Consider the following 22,474-nt stretch of genomic DNA (forward strand, 5'->3'; position numbering starts at 1 on the left):
AGTTTTGTTAATTATTTTTAAACTTATTCAAGACTTCCAGATTCTACCGCTTGGGCTAAATCCTTGTTTCTCAACAAGTTTTAATCAACATCACCGCCGATGGATGTGCATTCTACAGTATTTCCAAACCAACACAACCCCCTTTATTCAATTTTTTATAAAAAAACTTCCACTTGTTTATTTATTCAGCAAAATGGCGTTTTTTTACTAACATTTCTTAAAATTTGATTTAACAATGAGCAATAAAGAGCTGTTAAGATAGTTAAAACATTATTTTTTTAATTCACCTGCTGATTATAAAGTTCCGGAACTCTTTTATATGCAACACATTCGCCACTTATGTGCTGGTCTACTCTTTGTAGGCTTTACAACATTTGCATTTGCTGAAGATGTAGCGCCTGCGGCTGCCAGCGAAATAGATACCAGTGCTGATCCGCAAACAGCTCAATCTTCTTCGCTTAAAGAATTAAAGAATATTAAAGCAAAAGATTTAAAAGTAGATGCCAATGCAGCACAACCTGATAATGTAAAAGATCCGCTTCAACCTTTAAATAGACAAATTTTTGCCGTCAATGATGCTTTAGACGGTGCGATCGTTCGCCCAATTGCGGTGGAATATAAAGAAAAGATCCCTTCTCCGATTCGTGACTCTTATAGTGGCTTTCGTAAAAACCTCGGTGAGCCTTGGAATGCGGTAAACCAACTTATACAAGGTCGTCCCGGCCGTGCCGCAAAAACTTTAGGTCGATTTACCATTAATACGGTAACTACTTTAGGTTTTGCAGATCCTGCTTCGCGCTTAGGTTTAGAAACTGAAGATGAAAACTTTGGTACGACTCTTGGCTATTGGGGGGTTCCATCTGGCCCATACCTAGTACTTCCTGTTTTTGGGCCAAGTACTTTCCGTGATGGCTTTGGCTTGGTTGTTGATGGCTATGCGCGCCCACAAAGATACATATTAGAAGATGAAGAAGGCCTGTATTGGGCGGAACAGGCTTTACGTGGTATTGATGTACGATCACAACTGATTGATATTGAAGGTGCGATTCAAGGCGACAAATACTCCTCAATTCGTGATATTTATTTACAACGTAAAAACTTCATTATTGCTGAGAAAAAAGGCCAAGAAGCTGAAGGAATGTTTATTGATGAGGTCGGTGATGATGATTCTTCTAGCTCTCCATCAACCAATGAATCGCATCAAATGCTAGATACGGAATAACAATGTATTGCAGCTAGAGTTGAATTTTTTTTCTCTAGCTGTAATTTGCTTGTTATAGTAAAGCAATAGCTTAATGCTAAGGATAAGCCATTTTTTTTATGTATTTCATTCAACCTTCTCGCCATATTCCATATTTAGAACAGGTGCTAGACACACTACCAAGTGTGCAAATGATTCGCATAGAAGACATTGATCTTTATGACCCGACTATTATTGCTATTGCCGATATCCAAGATTATTTAGATTATAAATGGACACTGCCTACCATTGTCCTTGCCTTTGAAAATGAAGGTAGTGCTTTAGCCCAAGCTTGGGAACTCGGTGCTTTAGCAGGTTGGATGTGGAATAAACTCCCCAGCAATCCTCAACAATCCTTACTCAAAATTGATGCACAATATAAACGCAATCAAGACAGTCGCGATCTGCCTTCCGCAGCAGAATTACAAAAGCGACTTTTACCAAATCCTATAGAACTCCAAAACTACACCGTTGAAACGTTTTTTCAGCCTTCTGCTTATTTGTCTGGAGACTGGTTTGATTATTGGAAAATTAGCGATAAAGAAGTGATGTTCTATTTGGCTGATGTATCTGGTCATGGGGTCACCAGTAGTTTATTAACCTCTTGGATGGCGGCTTTTCATGGTCGTGCCAAAACACCGCGTGGGTTAATTAAGAAACTCAATGGCATGTTGGTTCAAGAGAATATTGAAAAGCACATCACCATGATTGCAGGGATTTTAAACCTCGAAACCCATCAACTTCGTTGGTCGAGTGCAGGACATTACCCCCCCGCAATTATCTTTGAGCCAAATCAAGCTCCTAAAATATTACATACCAGTAGTTTTCCTTTAGGCCTTACTGAAGAACTGGAAGTTGAAGAGCATGAATGTGTACTCAACCGTCATGCCCGCTTCATTATTTGTTCCGATGGCGCACTCGAACCCTTCAATGGCGGACTGAATGATCAGTTCACACAATTGGTCTATCATTTGCAAAATCAATCCTTTGAAGCACCAGAACATGTTGCAGACGATATTGCTATATTAAGTTTACGTCGAATGAATTAACTAAATTATCAATAACTTATTACAATATCCTATCTTCTAAGACTGTTAGATACTTGAGTAAGTATTTGCCCTATGGGATAATTTCCTATCCTTCTCTGCAAATGGCATTTATATGTCAACAGGTCATGTTGAATATGCAAGCTTGAATGGAACGCATATTTTTAAGCTTATTGGCGAAGTGCGTGCCCAATCTTGTATCAGTCTAGACAAACTTTTAAACCGTATTGAACAACAGTCAAATGTTGTTGGTGCAATCGTAGATTTAACCCAAACTACATTCATCGACAGCACTGTGTTAGGCATTTTGGCAAAGTTAGGCTTAAAGCTTAAACAGATCCATAATATCCAAGCTGTCATGTTGTCCACCAACTCTGATATCACTACCTTAGCCAACAGTATGGGGCTAGGGCAGGTTTTTGTGATTTTAAACTACTGTGGCGATCCAAATGTTTGTACCCTCGAACTGATGGAAGAGCATATTACACATCGTAATATGTTAAACACCGTACTAGATGCACATAAAACTTTGATGGAACTAAATCAAAGTAATCAAAATATGTTTGAACCTTTGGTCAAACAGTTGCAAAAAGAACAAGACAACCTCGATCAAGTGTCACAGCAACAAAACGCATAACAACAAATTTTGTAGGCCCATTTATGACTTTACTTTCTGTTGTACAGATGAACTCTCAAAATGACATTGAAGCAAACTTTCTTGTCATTGAGTCTCTCATTCAACAAAGTAAAGCAAATGGTGCTGAACTTATTGTGTTCCCCGAAAACTTCGTTTGTTTTGCCGCAGGCAAACAACGTGAGACCGCAGCACAGTTTGAAGACATTCAAAAGCGTTTAGAAAATCTTGCTCATCAATATCAGATCTGGATCGTCGCGGGTACTCTCCCATGCCCGTTCCGTCCAGATGGTTCTGTTATTGAGGATGGTCGTGTTCGTACAGTCAGTCTTTGCATTAGCCCTGAACGTACTGAAGCACGTTATGACAAAATTCATTTGTTTGACGTACAAGTTGGCGATGCTGTGGGTGGCTACCAAGAATCGAAGTTTTTTGAACCTGGTACAGATGTCGTTGTGGCAAAAACGCCTTTTGGTAATATTGGCTTGATGGTTTGCTATGACTTACGCTTTCCTGAATTGGCTTTAACTTTACGCGCGCGTGGTGCAAATATTTTGACTGCTCCTGCTGCATTTACCTACACCACGGGGCAAATGCACTGGCAGTTATTATTACAAGCCCGTGCGATGGATAGCCAAAGCATCGTGTTAGGCGCAGCGCAACAAGGTTGGCATGGTGAAAAGAGACAAACTTGGGGACATGCAGCAGCAACCAATAGCCGTGGTCAAGTTTTGGATTTGATTCTTAACCCAGGCGCGCAGTTGATTACTGTACCTTTTGACTTGGCAGAACAAGTTCAAATCCGTGAAAGCATGCCGTTGATGCAACACCGAAAATTAGTGCAGTTTTAATCACGCTGCGATCGTTTAAAACAAGGTTATTCTTCGAACAAAAACTTCATATTGATTCACTACTGCTCTTTCATTGAGTATCTCTAGCTCTCATAAAATACATGACTCTATTTACCTTTAAAAATTAATAATCGCTCGAATCGCTCTCAGTTTTCATTCACATCGACAAGCCCTGATTGCGAATGTTAAAAAACGATAATAGCATTCTATATCATTGATTTTTAATTAACTAAACCTTCAACCTAATCGTAAGCACACTCTGTATAAATTTACAAAAACACTGCTTATTCTTTCTGCAATTTAGGACAGGATAAGAACTCAAATACAATATTCTGGGAATCACAATGTCTTTAGAAAAAGTAGTTTATACAGCACATGCTAAAGCGACAGGTGGCCGTGATGGTCGCGCAACCTCTTCTGATGGAATTTTAGATGTAAAACTCACCGTTCCTAAAGAAATGGGCGGCGCAGGTGGTGGAACGAACCCTGAACAGCTTTTTGCCGCAGGTTATTCTGCATGTTTTCTAGGTGCAATGAAGTTTGTTGCTAACCGTGACCAATTAAAAATTACACCTGATGTTTATATCGAAGGTGATGTAGGTATTGGCCCGATTCCAACAGGCTTTGGTATTCAAGTGACCTTGAACATTCACTTAGAAGGTTTAGAGCATGCAGAAGCGCAAAAATTAGTGGATGCAGCACATATTGTTTGCCCTTATTCAAATGCAACACGTGGCAATATTGATGTGACGTTGAATGTGATTGTTTAATTTTTAAATGAACATCCACTTAAAAATAAAGACTAATTTTTAGGTGGATTTAATTTATTCAAATATTCTATATTGACTTAAACAATGTAGAAAAACACCTAAAATGAAGCGTGACAAATCAAATGATGAAACTTTTCTTCAACTGACTAATATTGCAAATAATTTTAAATCGATTGAAGAAAATTATCTCCTTTCCTATCCTTTTTTTTAAATTACTTCCAAAATTTAGAATCTATCAATTTAGAGAATTTGGTTATCGGAATAAGTTTTACTTATTCTTGGATGCCCACGATCCTAAAAGCGCTAAATCTTAAAAATACAGAAGAAGTTCTCTTCATCTTAAATGAAGTCAAAAAAGGAAAACTTATCGATGAACAACAACTTACAACGCTAAAAACTACCTTTAACAATTCACTTGTTGGTACATCACAACTCTTACATTTTATAAACCCAAAGCAATATGCGATTTGGGACAGCCGTGTTTTTAGATTTCTAAACAATGTAGAACCACATAAATACAGACTAGAAAAGCCCAGAGCTTATATTGAGTATTTAAAGCTGATCGAAGAGCTAAAAAATGAAAAAGCATTTACAGCATTTTTTGATTTAATAAAACAAAAAGTTGGTTATGACATTACGGAATACAGAGCACTGGAACTTGCATTTTTTAAAGGCTCTCAATTTCAAAATAAATGAACCCGTTAAAATTTCATTTTTTAAATTTAATCTTTAGCTGTATTCATTACTCTGCCGCTTCATTGGTCACACGTAATACCTCTTCCAGTGTGGTTTTCCCCGTCAACACTTTACGCAAACCATCATCACGAATAGAGCCTGAGTGTTGTCGTGCATAACTTTCTAATTCATATTCAGCGGCATTGCCATGAACTAAACGACGCATTTGATCATCCACAGCGACAATTTCATAAATTGCCGTCCGTCCCGTAAAACCCGTATGTGAACAACGTTCACAGCCATTCGGTTGAGGTAACTGAAGTTCTGTTTTTGGATTCAAATGCTGAAACAGTTGTGTTTCAAAAGTATCGGCTTCATGCCATGTCACACAGTGACTACATAAGGTTCGCACTAAACGCTGTGCAATGACACCAATCAAAGAACTCGACAACAAAAACGGCTCAATGCCCATATCTTTTAAACGGGTCACCGCACCAATGGCCGTATTGGTATGCAGTGTAGATAAAACCAAATGCCCTGTGAGCGATGCTTGGACCGCAATTTCAGCCGTTTCCAAATCACGAATTTCACCCACCATTACTACATCAGGGTCTTGACGCAGCATGGCCTTTAAGGCTCTCGCAAAAGTCATATCGACTTTGGTGTTAACTTGCGTCTGTCCAATTCCTTCCAGTTGATATTCAATCGGGTCTTCTGCGGTCAAAATATTTTTCGAACCATCATTGAGGTCCGAAAGTGCCGCATAAAGCGTTGTAGTTTTACCTGAACCTGTCGGCCCTGTGACCAAAATAATGCCGTGTGGGCGATGCACCAATTGGGTTAAACGCTCATAGTCAGGTTTCAATAAGCCCAAATGTGTCATGTTCAAACGACCGGCTTGTTTATCTAATAAACGCATCACCACACGTTCGCCATGTGATGATGGCAAAGTCGAAACACGCACATCCACTTCACGACCGGCTAAACGCAGTGAAATACGCCCATCTTGCGGAATCCGTTTTTCTGCAATATCCAATTTGGCCATGACTTTAATACGAGACACCAACAGCGGTGCTAGTTCACGGCGTGGCTGCACAATTTCACGTAATTGCCCATCGACACGTAAACGCACCGATAGTTTCTTTTCAAAAGCTTCAATATGAATATCTGATGCGCCAACACGAATGGCTTCAGACAATAACGCATTAATCAAACGAACAATTGGAGCATCATCTTCTTGATCCATCAGATCTTCAGCTTCAGGCACTTGGTCAGCTAAACTGAGTAAATCGGGATGATCTTCTAAACCTGCGGCCACTTGTTGTGATTCGCCACTGTCCCCTGCATAGCTACTGCTTAAAAGCTGGTGAAATTCTTCATCACTACACAGTTGATGTTGTGCTGCCACACCTAAAAAACGACGTGCCTCTTGCAAAGCCAACAACGGCGTACTTTCACGGCGCACAATAAAGGCTTGATCGCCTTCGTAACGCAACAGCACGCCATGACGCTTCGCAAAACTATAGGGAATTTGTAATTGTTTAAGCACTTGCATCTTAAAATTATAATAATGATGAAAAATATTATTTTGAGTGTACTCTAAGCATATGACAGCGTGAAGTCTGTTTTTCACTGATTTGCAATATAAGGAAATGTGCTGTTGCCTAATATGAATGAACTGTTTGAATCGGATAGCCCCAATTTAAAATGGTGGGGGGAATACAACTTTGAGTTGAATCAAGCTCGTGCGTGGCAGTTCGGCTCATTACTTTTTCGCCTCACCCGCGGTCTACAAGAATGGCGTTTAGAGTTCCATCGTCCTCAAGTTCAGTATGACTATGAGCAAAAATGGCATGCGATAGAGGACCCACATTTCGCCTTTCCACAACCCGTTGAAATTAAACGCTACATGTTTAAAAACACTCACCATACGATCCAACTGATGCCACGTTTGGCCGATCGTTCAGTGGTGATTAAACCTGTCGATCCGATTTATATTCCAGCAGGTCAGCGCGGGACGTTGTATATCAGCACTCCGTTATGGATTTCGGGTTTTATTGAAGGTCAGCGCGATCCCCTATTTGATATTCCTGTGATTTTACCCAAAGAAACTTGGTTTGGGCCAAACCACCGTACAGGTGAAATTGCCTACGCTACGGCTGTCGATGGTCGAACTGAATTGCATCAACTCAAACCACGTGCATTTCGTGCAGTGACGCCCATTGAGTTCCACAACACCAGCCATTTACAACTGCGTTTTGACCGCATGAACGTACCTGTTTCAGCCCTGCCTTTATTTTATAGTGAAAGTACGGGACGACTTTGGACATCGCAAATTAAAGTCTTACATGAAGGCGCCGATCGGCCACCGCGAATCCGTATCGAGAACCGTACGCCTCCGCATGCAGGCAAAGTGATTTATGTGCATCCACCGCGCTCTTCGGCGAGCGCATTATTTAATATGTTTGATTCATTCTTCTAAGGGGGACAGATGCCAAACTCAAATATTCCCCAAGAAATTACCAGTAGCCTAAAAGGCATTTTTACCAACATCAATACAGAACGACTAACGGAAATCTTAATTGCCTTAGTGCTGTGTTTTGTTGGGTTTCTCTTGGCACGTCTGGTTTCAAATACCTTTATCCGAACCATTGGCACCAAGTTTAACGCCCACCAACGACTGGTCTGGCGTCGTGGTATTTTTTACTTTATTTTTCTAATTTTTGTGATGGCCAGCCTCAAAGAAGCTGGTTTTAAACTCAGTGTGTTCTTAGGCGCCGCAGGTATTTTGACGGTTGCTTTGGGTTTTGCCTCACAAACCTCAGCATCCAACTTAATCAGTGGGTTGTTCCTGATTGGTGAAGGTTCTTTTGAAATTGGTGACACCATTTCAATCACCCTTATTCGTGGCAATACCATTGAAGGTGAAGTCATTTCAATTGACCTCCTCTCGGTTAAGCTACTCACTCAGGACAACATTTATGTACGACTGCCGAATGAACAACTGATTCGAGCGCCTGTTCACAACCTCTCTAAGTTTCCAATACGGCGTATTCCCATCACCCTAGCGATTAACTTTCATGAGAACATCATTAAAGTACGTGAAGTGCTGATTGATGTGGCTAATAAATATCCTTTGGTGCTTGCAGACCCTAAACCTGCCGTCACCGTCACCGCCTTTCGTGAGTCTTCGATTGAGTTACTGTTTGCCGTGTGGTGTCAGCAAGAACACTTTTTGCAAGTGCGTGATGAAATGCAGGAACGTATTCGTAATGGTTTCTTAGATAACCAAATCGAAATTCCTGTGCCGAAAATGGGTTTTGTCGATCATCCGCTTTCGCGTCCATTATCCAATGAAGAAATTGATCAATATGCCAATGCGCAAGCCTTGAAACGAGAACCGAATATCAAATAAATAGCCTCAGCTCCTTATGATCCCTGCAGACATAAGGAGCTGAATTTGTTTAATTGGTCTTTTCCTCAAGTTCAGGCATCGGTGCAATATACGCAATCACCAACATCACCAAACCTGCACCTAAAAATGAAATCACGCGGGTGAGTGTCCCAATGTGAGATAAGTCAAACAAGACCAATTTCAGCGTCACAAGAACTAAAATACACCCACCAAAAATCCACAATGAACGCAAGTTCCGTTTGGTCGCCGTCAGCATGCAAATGAAAGCCAAACTGACCCAAAGCAAAGTAAAGCTCAGTTGCACCAAGGCGTTTTCCCACATTTCCCAGTCATTATAGGGTGTTGCAAAATAGACATGCAGCGCACGTAGCACCACATAACTACTGAGCCAAAGTAGACTCGACATCATCAAAATGGCACCCAGACTTTTTTCCAAACCCGCTTTCATTTGTAAATTCAGCATCCAAATGAAACCGATCAGCATCGCAATACTGACCAAGTCAAATGGGTTGAAAATGGGTAGCCAGTACCCTGCAAAAGCTTGTTGGCTAAAGATCTGAGAACACACGATCCAAAACAACATGAGCACTAAGGTATTGCGTGCTTGCCAAAACTGTCTCCATCGCGTTTGAGTCGATTGTGTGTAGCACCATGCAGCAAAGGCCAGCGGCAAAATGACCATGCTTAAATACGGCATACTTGGAATGAGGGTTAAGCTGGTCAGCGCTAAACTCAGTAAAGCACCCAAACTCACCCACTCCTGCTCATCCTCTACGCCCTGTAACGGGCGAAGCCACAGCAACGTGAGTAATCCACTCGTTAAAGCAAACAATAGGCGATCTAAACCAGTCGACCACATAATGATGCCATCATGGCTCAAGCCCACCAAGAAAATAAAGGCAACTGCATACAACGGAATCAGGCCAATCCATTTGGGTAATAGCCATGACCAACTGGCTTTACGGTAGAGCAACCATTCATTCAGCACTGTATATAAAAGTACGATGATCAGCAGCGCCATCGTCACCTGACTTTTACTGTGGATTTCATCCAAAAGTAAAATAAACAACATGCTGGTTGCTGAAAGCAGTTGTAAGCAAAAAAAGGCAATGGTGGCAAAAGACAACTGTTGTCTAAAGCGCTCTACACTGTTGGCAACGGCAACCACAGCAAAATAACTCAGACACAGCGCCCAATAGACTTCCGTTGGAAAACGATTGAGCTCCACCACATAGTACAGACTTGAGAGCCCTGCCACGGCCAGTAAGCCCATCGCCAAATAACGACTCAGTGCAGAATTTCGATATAAGGCATACATAAAAATTAGTGCACCCTCAACACTCCACCCCACCACACCCCACTGATCAGGCAGCAAAATAGGGGGAATCAGCGCCAAGAAAACCAAGGTCAAACTGAGATAACTTTGTGCAATCAACTCAACACTGTGGGATCTTTTTAGCAGTTGATAAAGCACGGCATAGAGCGCTGCAAAGCCCAGACTAAAGCCTGCCTGCCAAGTCGTTTCTTCAAAATACATCACATACAAAAAAGCAAAAGCAACAATGGGTGCAGCAAAAATCAAAGCCACATCCAAGATCGGTTTCAACTTAAACTGAGTTAAATCCTCACGCGCCAAAAGTTGGCTATAACGAAAACTCAACCAAATAAAGACCGTACTATGTGCCAAAACCAACAAGGCCAGCATGCCTCGCTCAGGCGCTTTACCCTGATAAAAGGCATAAGCGCCGCCTACGACCACCGTCATTAAAAAAGCAATTTGATTGAGGACTTTCCACGGCCTGAACGTGCTTAAAACCGCGACCGCAATATTGATAACCAAATAATAGGCCACTAGCTCTATCGCAGTGGCATTTCGTACAGGCAAAGTAAAAGGTGCTAAATAAGCAATGATCAGCGCCATCAACGCCAGCTCAATCGACTGCTGTTTTAAACTGAGCCAGAGTGTAACCGCCATCACCACCACAAAGCACAGGCTCGCAATCGCTAAACTTGCAATCACACCGTTGTAGTAAGCAAAAAACAAAGTCAAAAATAAGCCTGACAGTCCAAGCGCTTCCAAAGCCAAAGCAAAACTGCGGTTTTTGTGCCGAAGCACATAACCAAAGATCACAACGCCCACACTTACCGCAGCAACGAGGCTCAGCTTAACAGCGAGACTCAACTGCCAATGTTCGGTGGCAAAGCGTAATAATAAAATAAGCCCAATCAGCAATATCACAATCGCAACTTTTAAGACAGGATTGCCCTGCCAAAGCCAGCGTTTCACTTGCTCACTGAGACTTAAATCATCTGTATTGTTTAGAGTAGTGGGTAAAGAGGGAGCGTTTTCAGATTCTGGGAATCGGTCAGATATCACCTGATGTGGCTGTGCTTGCACGGATAACAATAGATATTCTAAACGACGCAACCATCGAAAGAAAAAGAACAACCAACCACTGATCCCCAATCCAATGAGCCCACCCCATTGCCCCACCATGCCGACTAAAATGACGAAAGCAGCAAGGTAAAGCGGCACTTTTGACGTTGGCTGGAAAGTAATGTCCCGTTGTTCCGCCAAGGTCGTACTGGGGTGTTCAATACTATCAACATAGTGCATAACACTCATGATCAAAGCAATTCCACACAATGCACTCAACAGCGGTACAGCCAGAAACCATGCTGCAATAGCAACAATCGTGAGCCCCATTAACCACATCATGCGAATTTCACGCTGTCCAGTTTGCATCCGTTCTCGATCTCTTTTTCTCATCTTCAAATAATACATCAGCTTGTAGTGCATCTTTAAGCGCATAACCGTAACCATCTATGCCAATCGGTACATCAATACACTTTGTTCTGCGTCAAAATCACGTACAATAAACGGGTTATTTGGATAAGGAATCTTGCAATGCCACCATTTGTCTTGGTCGATGGCTCATACTTTTTATTTCGTGCTTTTCATGCTTTGCCACCGCTCACCACGTCAACTGGCTTACATACCAATGCAATTCGTGGGGCAATTTCTGCCATCCAAAAACTGATGCGTCGTACCCAGCCAACACATATGGCGGTCATTTTTGATACGCCAGAACCAACTTTTCGTCATGTGCTATCACCAATTTATAAAGGTGACCGCCCAAGTATGCCTGAGGAGTTATCAGAACAAATTCCATACTTGCATGCCTTAATTCGTGCTTTGGGTATCCCCTTATACATGCTCCCAGGTGCCGAAGCAGATGACATCATCGGGACTTTAGCCAAACGTGCGGAAGCCGCGGGACAGCAAGTGCTGATTTCCACAGGCGATAAAGACATGGCACAGTTGGTGACCGATAAAGTCACCTTAGAAGACAGCTTTAAAGACAAGCCGATGGATGTGAATGGCGTGTTTGAAAAGTTTGGGGTGTGGCCAAACCAAATTATTGATTATCTGACCTTAATGGGCGATGCCTCTGACGGCATTATGGGCGTTCCGGGTGTCGGGGCTAAAACCGCAGCAAAACTGTTAACAGAATATGGCTCGATTGGTGGCATCTTAGAAAATGTCGATAAAATTAAAGGCAAAGTCGGTCAAAACATCAAAGAACATGCTGATGGCATTGCGCTTGATCATCAACTGGCAAGTATTGTCTGTGACTTAGAGACAGGACTGACCTTTGACGATCTTAAACTCCAAGATCCAAATACTGAAGCCTTACGTTCACTGTATACCGAACTGGAATTCCGCCAGCAGTTACAATCGCTCGATCATCCAAACAATCCCAATAGTGCAACCTACAAACAAGCGACGCAACACATTGCCAAATCAGCACAATCTGAAACCGTCATCAATACAGAAGATCAGGCCGTTCAAAGCAGCGTCGATGACCAACTGGGGCAAGCGAATTACCATACTGTGCTCAGTGCAGAACAGTGGACTCAATTATTCAAACGTTTAAGTACAGAAAAACGTTTTGCCTTTGATACCGAAACCACCAGTTTAGACTATCGCGTAGCACAAATTGTTGGTTTCTCGGTCGCGTTCGATGCGCAAGATGCATATTACGTTCCACTTGCGCATGATTATGAAAATGCACCTGCGCAGTTAGATCGTGAACAGATTTTGGCGCAAATTAAACCTATTTTAGAAGATGAGTCGGTTCAGAAAATTGGTCATCATTTGAAATACGATGCCCATGTCTTAGAAAATCATGGCATTGAGCTAAAAGGTTGGTATTTCGATACCATGTTGGCATCTTATGTACTCAATGCTGTGGCAACTCGTCACGGGATGGATGATGTTTCACGCCTCTACCTCAGCCACTTAACCACGACCTTTGAGCAAGTGGCAGGTAAAGGTGCAAAACAGAAAACCTTTAACCAAATTGAGATCGAAACCGCCGCGCACTATGCAGCTGAAGATGCACATGTGACCTATCGCCTGTTTGAAGTGCTCGATGCCAAACTACAAAAGCATCCCGAACTGGTCAATATTTTGCACAATGTCGAAATGCCAGTTGCCCGTGTCCTGACCATCATGGAAGAAAATGGCATTGAGCTCGACTTAGGTTTCCTTGATCAACTCGGTATTGAGTTTGCCAATACCATGGCCAATCTTGAAAGTCAGATTACCGAACTGGCAGGACAAAGTTTCAATGTCAGCTCGCCGAAGCAAGTCGGTGAAATTCTGTTTGATAAACTCGGACTTAAGGGCGGCAAAAAAACCGCAACGGGTCAGTACAGTACCTCTGAAAGTGTTTTAGAAAAGATTGACCACCCAATTACCGAGCTAATTTTGGACTATCGTGGGTTATCCAAACTAAAAAGCACCTATACCGATGGCTTATTAAAACAAGCCAACAGTGATACCCATCGTGTGCATACTAGTTACCACCAAGCACTGACTGCAACAGGCCGCCTGTCTTCGACCGACCCAAACTTACAGAACATTCCTGTGCGTGAGGAAATTGGACGTCAAATTCGTAAAGCCTTTATTGCACCACAAGGTCGCGTGCTCTTGGCAGCCGATTATTCACAAATTGAACTGCGTTTAATGGCGCATTTCTCCCAAGATGAAGCCTTGGTCGATGCTTTTAAGCATGGACAAGATGTACACCGTCGTACAGCGGCTGAAGTCTTAGGTGTCGCACTTGAAGATGTTACTTCAGACCAACGTCGCCAGGCCAAAGCAGTCAACTTCGGTTTACTCTACGGTATGTCTGAGTTTGGCTTAACCCGTCAACTCGGTTTTAGCCGTGAAGAATCGCGTGGCTATATTGCGAAATACTTCCAACGTTATCCGGGCGTGCTCGACTATATGGAACGTACCCGTCAAATTGCACGTGAACAAGGTTTTGTCGAAACCATTTTGGGCCGTCGCTTGTATACGCCCGATATTATGGCAAGCAATAAAATGATCAAACAAGCGGCTGAACGTGCCGCAATTAATGCACCGCTGCAAGGTTCTGCTGCGGACATTATTAAAATGGCGATGATTGCTGTTGATCAAATGCTGCCTAAAGATCAAACCAAAATGCTACTACAAGTACACGATGAATTGGTTTTTGAAGTCGATGAAAGTATTGCAGATGAACTGGCTTCGAAACTGGCAGACGTGATGCAATCTGTTTTGCAAATTTCTGTGCCATTGTTGGTTGAAGTCGGCAAAGGTCGAAACTGGGATGAAGCCCACTAAAACATTTGCGCCTTTCTCCTAGAAGGAAGGCTGGTATGGAGGTCATTTGCCTCCTAGAAGAAATATCAACGTCTTCACCTAAAAATTTCAACCACAAAAAAAGGACTCGCAATCGAGTCCTTTTTTTATTCGCTACAATCTTATAAACCAGTGAGCAGGACAATCGCCACTTCATTCATAATCATTTCAGCAATATACAGAGCCAAGAACGCTACGATTGGAGAAAGATCAATCATCCCCATATTGGGCAATAAACGGCGAAACGGTGCCAATAATGGTTCAGCAAGCTCTTGTATCACTTCGATATAAGGCGAGCGTGACTGGGTAAACATCACGACCCAACTTAAAATAATCGTTGCAAAAATCAGGTAACGACAGAAACGAATCAAGTCCTGAATCATGGTCACAAAAGTCAAAATAACCAAATGCACAGGACTATTCGGCATCGCTCCAGAGAGATACATGACACCAAAAATTTTCAGTAAATACAATAAAACCAAAAGTACTAAAGCCGCTAAGTTAACACGACCTTTCGCTACATTTGGAAAAATACGACCAAACATATCCACAATTTTTGTGGCTTTTACGGTCGACATCACCACTGGGTTATAAAAGTTAACCGCTGCCAACTGCATGAGAAAGCGGAAGAACACCAGTAAAATTGCAACGTTAATAATGATGCCAAAAATTAGCGCAGAGTTTGCACCCATACTTGAACTTTCCTAAATAAAACGATTATTTGCTACTTTCACTCAGCTCTTGAGCAAGTTCCTGACTGCGCTTTTGAGCAGCAGCCAATGCAGCTTGGATATTTTGTGAAATTTGTGCACGATCAAACACTTCAAGTGCCGCTTGGGTTGTACCATTCGGTGAAGTGACATTCTTACGCAATTCAGCTGGTGTATTTGAGCTCGTGATTGCCATTTGTGCCGCACCCAATGCAGTTTGCAACGTCAACGCCGTTGCTACTTTTTCATCTAGACCGAGGTTTTTACCTGCACGGATCATGCTTTCCATCATATAGAAAAAATACGCAGGACCTGAACCAGACACCGCAGTCACAGCATCAATTTGCGCTTCCTCGCCTACCCATAAAGTCAAACCTGTCGCAGCAAGTACTTGGCTCGCCAAATCACGGTCTTCTTTATCTACAGCCTCAGTGGCATATAAACCATGCGCACCTGTTTGTACTAAAGCAGGTGTATTTGGCATTACACGAACAATACGATTACTGCCAGCTAATGCAGCAATCGTTGCAATTTCAGCACCCGCAACAATCGAAATAATCAACTTACCGTCAAATAAACCGTTTAATGGCTTTAAAACATTGGCTAAAACTTGAGGTTTAACCGCTAAGACCACGACATCGGCTTCACGAATAGCAGATGCGTTATCCTCAGTCACCACCAAGTCTTTTTCAGCCAATAAATGACGAACTTGTTCAACAGGATCAGAAACCGTAATGCGAGTTGAAGGTAAACCACGTGAAATCAAGCCACCAATGAGGGCTTGAGCCATGTTACCACCGCCGATAAAACAAATATTACGATTCAACACTGCGCTCATGATTATTTCTCTATCCTGAATTTTTTAACTAAGCGATTAAATTTGGTTGCCATCCACCCGCTTCACAATAAGCCGACTCGACCAACCAAAATCCTTTAGGCGTAAAAACACCAAGCATAACATTATCTATGCTTAATATTTGTATTGTATGACGTTGCCACGGAAAAATTTGTGCGCTCTGAATGGCTTTTTTCAACGGCCAAGCCCCAACACGCCCATACAAATGCAATTTTTCCCCACCTAAGCGCGGTTTTATCTGTAAAGGCTGCTCCAATAATGCAGAAGACAGTCCATATTTTTGTGTTTCAATGTGATATTGCCCTGAAGCCAATGCATAAGCTTGATCTAAACTAAAACGCTGCTCAATTGACTCAATCGTCTGGAATTGTTCCGCCAAATACTCTGCTTTACTGACACGAAAGAGCTGTTGTTGATAGCGCACATAATAATATTGGTTCCAGTGCAATGCGGCTTGGGCATCCACTTTGGATTCAATCACTTCATCAAACAAGCGTTGCACCATATCAAAAGCGGGGCGATATAAATCCTCACCTTTCATCCAAGCGGACAACAACTGTCGCTGTCTCGGTGCAGATAATTGACGAAATGGGGTTAAATTTAAAACCGCAGCATTCCCGCAACTGGCCCAATCTTGTGTCAACACATCAGCCAAAATCGTTTCGGCATCTTGCATCAAATAACTGGTGCGTGCCAAAGCTTGCTGCATTTTCGGAAAGCGTTTTTCTAAGATTGGCCACAATTCAGCTCGGCACCATGCCCGATCATAACTGGTATCAAAATTGGTTTGGTCTTGAATATTTCTTAGCTGCATCTCAGCGGCCCACAGCTCAATTTGCTGTCTGGACAAAGCCAATAGCGGGCGCCAAATTGTAAATTGCTCTCGTATGTCGATGCTCTGCATGGCGGCAAGTCCATGAATTCCCGCACCAGAGAGTAAACGGAGTAAAACGGTTTCAGCTTGATCTTGTTGATGATGAGCGAGAACTAAAATTTCATTGGCAAGAAGATGCTTCTGAAAGGCAGCATAACGTGCACTACGTGCTTGGCTTTCTACATTGCCTGTATCAACATCCACCGCTTGAATTACACATGGGACATCCAAGACATAGCATTGTTCTTGAACAAAGCTACCCCACTGCGGGCTGACATCCTGCAATTGATGATCAATATAGATGGCGCGAATGCGCTTGGGAAATAAATGAGACATCAAATGTAGCAGCAGCATGGAATCCATGCCACCACTACATCCGATTAAAAAATGAGGCTGTTCAGGTGTATCCTGAAACTCAGTTAAGACGCTAGCCCTAAATTGTCGCTGCCAAACTTCATTAAACGTTGGTAACGTGCTTCGCATCGTTCATTCGCATCCATTGGTTGCAACTCAGCCAATGCATCTTTTAAAACGGTTTTTAAAGCATGCATGACTTGTTCCGGGTTGAGATGAGCGCCTTCACCTTCATCGACCACATATTCAACAATACCAATTTTCTGTAGTTTTTCAGCAGTCAATGCCAAAGCTTCGCTGGCTTGCTCTGCTTTTTCAGCTGTTTTCCATAAAATAGACGCACAGCCTTCAGGTGAAATGACTGAATAAATACTATGGGATAACATCACCACACGGTCAGCCACACCAATACCCAGTGCGCCGCCTGAACCGCCTTCACCGAGTACAGTTGCAATTACAGGCACTTTCAAGCTTGAAAGTTGTGCCAAAGACGTTGCAATTGCTTCAGCCTGACCACGTTCTTCTGCACCCACACCTGGATATGCACCCATGGTGTCAATAAATGTAAAGACGGGTAGATTAAAACGTTCAGCCATATCGAGTAAACGTTGTGATTTACGGTAACCTTCTGGGTTACTCATACCAAAGTTATGTTGTAACTTTTCACGCGTACTGCGACCACGGTGTTGACCCACAATCATGACTGGCTGACCATCAAAGCGAGCTAATCCACCGATCATTGCACCATCATCACCAAATAAGCGATCACCATGCAAAGCATCAAATTCGGTAAAAATTTCACTCACATAATCTAAAAATTGCGGACGCTCAGGATGACGTGCAATTTGAACCGTCGTCCATGCTTTGGATTGCGCAGCTTTATTCTTCATAGCTCAACCATAAATCCCTAATTGACCAATTTATTCATCGACAAATTGTTCTGATTGGATATCCAGCTCAACATCCCAATGCTTAAATTGCGCTTGCTCATCATGCAAGTCTGCAACCAGCAAAGGCCATTGCGCGGCATTACCAGAAACACTCAGCTGCCATTGTTGCGCATTGCCTACTGTTAATTCAATGGCAGGAAGCATCTGATCGCTACGACTATGATTCAGTAAAACTGCGAGGCGAAGTAACAAACAAAGATAGACTAATTTGTTGCCACCGACCTTCATCACATCAACACGTGCGTCACTGCGCAGCTTACGACGGTGATGGGCCACCAAATGCGATAGATGGTTTTGATCAATTTGCGAGAAGCCCGCAATGTCTGAATGTTGCAATAAATATGCACCATGACGATGGTAGCCCGCATGGCTAATTGCTAAACCAATTTCATGCAGATAAGCTGCACGACGCAGTAAATCACTGTCTTCTGTGGTTAATTTCAGTGAATCCGCCACACCATCGAACAAATGCTGAGCCATGTTCACGACTCGTTCAGCTTGTTTTGGATCGGCGTTATAACGGCCCATTAACGCTTGTACAGAACGATCTCGAATATCTTCATGTTGAAAACGTCCCAGCAAGTCATACATCACCCCTTCGCGTAGGGCACCATCTGAATACACCAGTTTATCCAGTTCGAGTACATCAAAAATGGCATACAAAATAGCGATTCCGGCTGGCAAAACTGCTCGACGGTCTTCTTTTAGACCATCAAACTCCATCTCAGCGACATGTTTGTATTTGAGCAATTTTTCTTTAAGCTTATCTAAGCCATCACGGGTGAGTTCTTCTTTTTCATTACTCCAACCCATATTCACAGTAATTTGACGACACGCTTTGATGGTTCCGCTCGAACCAACCACTGTATCCCAACCCGCTTCTTTATAGGTATTCGCAATACCAGACAGTTCCTTACGTGCTGCCACCACGGCTTTATCAAAACTTTTTTGGTTAATTTCACCATCGACAAAGAAAGCTTTGGTAAATGCTACACAGCCCATTTGTAAAGATTCGGTATGAATGGGCTCAAATTCTTCACCAATAATCAGCTCTGTTGAACCACCACCGATATCAATCACAAGGCGACGTCCACTGTTTACCATGGTATGAGATACACCTAAATAAATCAGACGAGCCTCTTCACGACCTGCAATAATTTCGATGTGCTTCGGCAAAATTTCTGCCGCTTTTTGAATAAATTCATGTCCATTTTTAGCTTGGCGTAGCGCATTGGTCGCCACAATTCTTAAACGATTCGGCTGAACCGAACCTAAACGTCCGACAAAGCGAGATAAGCAGGCCAAACCACGTTGCTGTGCGGCTTCTGTTAAGTTTTTATTTTCATCTAAACCCGCTGCTAACTGTACTTTTTCTGACATTGACGCAACTTTTTTCACTTCGCCATGGTCCACTCGCGCAATCGCTAAGTGGAAGCTGTTCGACCCCATATCGATGGCAGCAAGTAACTCTTCATCAATCAAAAAATCAGACATGATTTAATATAAACCTATACAGAATTGTGCTTAGATTAATTCACCTCCATGCAATTTAAAAGCCATTTATGGTCAGAAATTGACGAGCTTTTAAAATTTCGGCATATATGACAATTGTGTTACACGATCAGTAACATCGTGAGCTTCAATTAGACAAATTCAAACTAAAGGTTGAAAATTTAGTAATCCATCTACTCAGTGATAGCAGGCTATGACATACTATTAGCCATAAAACTATCCAAAAATTGAAACTGGAGCTATCCATGTCTGGCAATATCGTAAATACAACTGATACAAACTTCGACGCTGATGTACTTCAATCAGACGTTCCTGTGCTTGTTGACTTCTGGGCAGGCTGGTGTGCGCCATGTAAAGCAATTGCACCTGTATTAGAAGTATTGGCGAACGAATACGAAGGTAAAGTGAAGATTGTTAAGGTTGACGTGACTTCTTGCGAAGCAACAGCTGTGAACTATAACATCCGTAACATTCCTGCATTACTCATGTTCAAAAATGGTGAAGTTGTTGCTCAACAAGTGGGCGCTGCACCAAAATCGAAATTGACTGCTTTCATTGAAGAAAACATTTAAGCATCCGTTTAGATTGAAAATGAAATACGCTGCCTAAACAACAGCGTATTTTTTTCGGCTATAAATTGACAAGTCTGTCTTTCTCTCTTATATTGCATGATCAAGAGATAAAGGATTATTCAATCCTGTCATTTTCTTAAAAGACACAACACATAAGATCGCCGCTCGGCAATACAAATTGTTTTGACACGTTTCTCTTCAAACAATGAATCAGTCCTCTGAATTGTTATAGTTCAAATACAATTGCGTTACTTCATTGCATGTCTGCGGCTAAATGTTGCTTCCTTTTCATCCTGTAATTTAGAATTTTTGATTCTTATCTGACCTCCTATGAATTTAACCGAACTCAAGAAAAAACCGATTGGCGAACTCATCAAAATTGCTGAATTTATGGGCCTCGAAGGAATGGCTCGTAACCGTAAGCAAGACATTATTTTTGCCATCTTAAAGCGCCATGCGATGAATGGCGAAGAGATCTTTGGGGATGGCGTTTTGGAAATTCTGTCAGATGGCTTCGGCTTCCTACGCTCTGCAGCGGGTTCTTACCTTGCAGGCCCAGATGACATTTATGTTAGCCCATCTCAAATTCGTCGTTTCAATCTACGTACTGGTGACACAATTACGGGAACCATTCGCCCACCCAAAGAAGGCGAACGTTACTTTGCACTGTTAAAAGTGAACCAAATTAACTACGACACTCCAGAAAACTCACGTAACAAAATCTTGTTTGAAAACTTAACACCACTTTTCCCAACCGAGCAATTGGTAATGGAACTTGGTAACGGGACGACAGAAGATTTAACCGCACGTGTAGTTGACTTGGTTGCACCTATCGGTAAAGGCCAACGTTCAATTATCGTAGCACCGCCAAAAGCGGGTAAAACCATGTTGTTACAAAACATCGCTCAGTCGATTGTGCGTAACAACCCTGAGTGCTTCCTGATCGTTCTTCTCATTGACGAACGTCCTGAAGAAGTGACAGAAATGGAACGTACTGTTCGTGGTGAAGTCATTGCGTCAACGTTTGATGAATCTCCTGCTCGTCACGTTCAAGTGGCTGAAATGGTGATTGAAAAAGCAAAACGCTTGGTTGAGCACAAGAAAGATGTTGTGATTCTACTCGACTCCATTACCCGTTTAGCACGTGCTTACAACACGGTTGTGCCTTCATCTGGTAAGGTTTTAACTGGTGGTGTGGATGCACATGCGCTGGAACGCCCTAAGCGTTTCTTCGGTGCAGCTCGTAATATTGAAGAAGGTGGCTCACTAACCATCATTTCTACAGCCCTGATTGAAACTGGCAGTAAAATGGATGAAGTGATCTACGAGGAATTTAAAGGTACAGGTAACCAAGAAATTACACTGGATCGCCGTATTGCAGAAAAACGTGTCTTCCCTGCGATGAACATCAAAAAGTCGGGCACCCGTCGCGAAGAGCGCTTAATGTCTGAAGACAATCTACGTAAAGTTTGGATTTTACGTAAGTTACTTCATACTCAAGATGAACTTGCAGCAATGGAATTCCTACTTGATCGCATGAAAGAAACCAAAACCAACGATGATTTCTTTGATCAAATGAAGCGTAAAGCAACTAGTTGATCCGACCTGCTTCACCTAAAAAGGCTGTCTTAACGACAGCCTTTTTTATTTGGTTGACTTAGCTTACACAAAGCAACATTTCATCCCATTCTCTGTAAACTTATTTGCAAGTTTTTGATAAATAAAAATTTGAAATAAAAACCCTCATCTTTTTAAATGTTTATTTAGTACTTCTCCAATACAAACCTCATCATTGATTGTTATTTTCTGTTAAAAAAGCCCTGTTTTTAGACCTTTTTTATCACTTTTTTCATCCCAGCTAGTAGCAATTCAAAATGCGCAGTGATAGCATATTTGCAGACCAGTTAGGCTGCTCCTGCATTGTTAGTCCCTAACAAAATTAGGAACAATAAAAGCGCACAACAGACTAACGTCGGTTTTTTTTAATCTCATATTTTAGAGAGTGATGCCATGTTATTCAAAAAAATCGCTATTGCTGCTGCAGTTGCTACTACTTTAGCTTTCGTTGGCTGTGCTAAGAAAGAAGAAGCTCCTGCTGCTGAAGCTGCATCTGAAGTTGCTGCTGCATCTGAAGCTGTTGAAGCTGCATCTGAAGTTGCTGTAGATGCTGCTGCTGCTGCTTCTGAAGCTACTGTTGCTGCTTCTGAAGCTACTGCTGCTGCTTCTGAAGCTACTGTTGCTGCTGCTTCTGAAGCTAAAGCTCACTAATCTCTTAGAGATTAGTCAAAAAGAGAGCCTGTGGCTCTCTTTTTTTATGCTCAAA

At 42.2% G+C, this 22,474-nt stretch carries 19 protein-coding genes; 12 read left to right on the top strand and 7 right to left on the bottom strand.

Going from position 1 to position 22,474, the window contains the following annotated elements:
- The first annotated feature begins 319 nt into the window (after positions 1 to 319).
- From ACY3FQ_RS13105 to ACY3FQ_RS13130, 6 genes are all read left to right on the top strand, one after another.
- Complete coding sequence (locus tag ACY3FQ_RS13105) at positions 320 to 1,222, top strand: MlaA family lipoprotein (RefSeq protein WP_201950093.1); 903 nt, start codon at positions 320 to 322, stop codon at positions 1,220 to 1,222.
- A 98-nt stretch (positions 1,223 to 1,320) separates the two neighbouring features.
- The gene (gene gigA / locus ACY3FQ_RS13110; RefSeq protein ID WP_078388698.1) at positions 1,321 to 2,289 is read left to right on the top strand and encodes an RsbU family protein phosphatase GigA; all 969 of its coding nucleotides are present in this window, start codon (positions 1,321 to 1,323) and stop codon (positions 2,287 to 2,289) included.
- A 112-nt stretch (positions 2,290 to 2,401) separates the two neighbouring features.
- Complete coding sequence (gigB, locus tag ACY3FQ_RS13115) at positions 2,402 to 2,923, top strand: anti-anti-sigma factor GigB (RefSeq protein ID WP_087011570.1); 522 nt, start codon at positions 2,402 to 2,404, stop codon at positions 2,921 to 2,923.
- Between the two features lie 23 nt (positions 2,924 to 2,946).
- A complete protein-coding gene (locus tag ACY3FQ_RS13120; protein WP_114836808.1) occupies positions 2,947 to 3,771 on the top strand; it encodes a carbon-nitrogen hydrolase family protein in 825 nt (274 codons plus the stop codon).
- A 344-nt stretch (positions 3,772 to 4,115) separates the two neighbouring features.
- Positions 4,116 to 4,541: an organic hydroperoxide resistance protein gene (locus ACY3FQ_RS13125; protein ID WP_078388700.1), complete on the top strand. Its 426-nt coding sequence runs from the start codon at positions 4,116 to 4,118 to the stop codon at positions 4,539 to 4,541.
- A 282-nt stretch (positions 4,542 to 4,823) separates the two neighbouring features.
- Complete coding sequence (locus tag ACY3FQ_RS13130; RefSeq protein ID WP_489774160.1) at positions 4,824 to 5,237, top strand: hypothetical protein; 414 nt, start codon at positions 4,824 to 4,826, stop codon at positions 5,235 to 5,237.
- A 46-nt stretch (positions 5,238 to 5,283) separates the two neighbouring features.
- Here ACY3FQ_RS13130 and gspE read toward each other — a convergent pair whose 3' ends face one another.
- The gene (gspE, locus tag ACY3FQ_RS13135; protein ID WP_126037922.1) at positions 5,284 to 6,771 is read right to left on the bottom strand and encodes a type II secretion system ATPase GspE; all 1,488 of its coding nucleotides are present in this window, start codon (positions 6,769 to 6,771) and stop codon (positions 5,284 to 5,286) included.
- A 114-nt stretch (positions 6,772 to 6,885) separates the two neighbouring features.
- On the opposite strand from gspE, the gene ACY3FQ_RS13140 reads away from it, so the two are divergent.
- Together ACY3FQ_RS13140 and ACY3FQ_RS13145 are read left to right on the top strand one after the other, a co-directional pair.
- Entirely contained in the window at positions 6,886 to 7,698 is an 813-nt protein-coding gene (locus tag ACY3FQ_RS13140; RefSeq protein WP_039890186.1) for a DUF432 domain-containing protein, read from the top strand.
- 9 nt (positions 7,699 to 7,707) lie between these two features.
- Entirely contained in the window at positions 7,708 to 8,631 is a 924-nt protein-coding gene (locus tag ACY3FQ_RS13145; RefSeq protein ID WP_004692251.1) for a mechanosensitive ion channel family protein, read from the top strand.
- Between the two features lie 49 nt (positions 8,632 to 8,680).
- Here the strand turns inward: ACY3FQ_RS13145 and ACY3FQ_RS13150 are convergent, their stop codons facing one another.
- Complete coding sequence (locus tag ACY3FQ_RS13150; RefSeq protein ID WP_489774428.1) at positions 8,681 to 11,377, bottom strand: DUF2339 domain-containing protein; 2,697 nt, start codon at positions 11,375 to 11,377, stop codon at positions 8,681 to 8,683.
- 162 nt (positions 11,378 to 11,539) lie between these two features.
- Between ACY3FQ_RS13150 and polA the strand changes: the two genes are divergently transcribed.
- Positions 11,540 to 14,305 carry a DNA polymerase I gene (gene polA / locus ACY3FQ_RS13155; protein WP_005400736.1) on the top strand — a complete coding sequence of 922 codons (2,766 nt, stop codon included), beginning with the start codon at positions 11,540 to 11,542 and terminating at the stop codon, positions 14,303 to 14,305.
- Between the two features lie 140 nt (positions 14,306 to 14,445).
- Here polA and ACY3FQ_RS13160 read toward each other — a convergent pair whose 3' ends face one another.
- From ACY3FQ_RS13160 to ppx, 5 genes are read right to left on the bottom strand one after another with little or no spacing between them, the layout of a single operon-like run.
- Positions 14,446 to 15,015, bottom strand: a complete 570-nt coding sequence (locus ACY3FQ_RS13160; protein ID WP_004979206.1) for a YggT family protein — start codon at positions 15,013 to 15,015, stop codon at positions 14,446 to 14,448.
- A gap of 25 nt (positions 15,016 to 15,040) precedes the next feature.
- The gene (gene proC, locus ACY3FQ_RS13165) at positions 15,041 to 15,871 is read right to left on the bottom strand and encodes a pyrroline-5-carboxylate reductase (protein WP_004692257.1); all 831 of its coding nucleotides are present in this window, start codon (positions 15,869 to 15,871) and stop codon (positions 15,041 to 15,043) included.
- Between the two features lie 28 nt (positions 15,872 to 15,899).
- The gene (tilS, locus tag ACY3FQ_RS13170; RefSeq protein WP_005400737.1) at positions 15,900 to 17,246 is read right to left on the bottom strand and encodes a tRNA lysidine(34) synthetase TilS; all 1,347 of its coding nucleotides are present in this window, start codon (positions 17,244 to 17,246) and stop codon (positions 15,900 to 15,902) included.
- Positions 17,183 to 18,007 (bottom strand): acetyl-CoA carboxylase carboxyltransferase subunit alpha, encoded by an 825-nt coding sequence (locus ACY3FQ_RS13175; RefSeq protein WP_005400738.1) that lies wholly within the window; start codon positions 18,005 to 18,007, stop codon positions 17,183 to 17,185. Before ACY3FQ_RS13175 ends, tilS begins: the two co-directional genes overlap by 64 nt.
- A 30-nt stretch (positions 18,008 to 18,037) precedes the next feature.
- Positions 18,038 to 19,561, bottom strand: a complete 1,524-nt coding sequence (gene ppx / locus ACY3FQ_RS13180) for an exopolyphosphatase (RefSeq protein WP_004692262.1) — start codon at positions 19,559 to 19,561, stop codon at positions 18,038 to 18,040.
- A 263-nt stretch (positions 19,562 to 19,824) separates the two neighbouring features.
- On the opposite strand from ppx, the gene trxA reads away from it, so the two are divergent.
- The 3 genes from trxA (at position 19,825) to ACY3FQ_RS13195 (ending at position 22,419) form a co-directional block, all read left to right on the top strand.
- The gene (gene trxA / locus ACY3FQ_RS13185) at positions 19,825 to 20,151 is read left to right on the top strand and encodes a thioredoxin (protein ID WP_004692264.1); all 327 of its coding nucleotides are present in this window, start codon (positions 19,825 to 19,827) and stop codon (positions 20,149 to 20,151) included.
- A gap of 330 nt (positions 20,152 to 20,481) precedes the next feature.
- Positions 20,482 to 21,750 carry a transcription termination factor Rho gene (gene rho / locus ACY3FQ_RS13190; protein ID WP_004692266.1) on the top strand — a complete coding sequence of 423 codons (1,269 nt, stop codon included), beginning with the start codon at positions 20,482 to 20,484 and terminating at the stop codon, positions 21,748 to 21,750.
- A 411-nt stretch (positions 21,751 to 22,161) separates the two neighbouring features.
- Complete coding sequence (locus ACY3FQ_RS13195) at positions 22,162 to 22,419, top strand: hypothetical protein (RefSeq protein WP_005400740.1); 258 nt, start codon at positions 22,162 to 22,164, stop codon at positions 22,417 to 22,419.
- Positions 22,420 to 22,474 lie beyond the last annotated feature (55 nt).

This window comes from Acinetobacter sp. AB03, assembly GCF_058107045.1.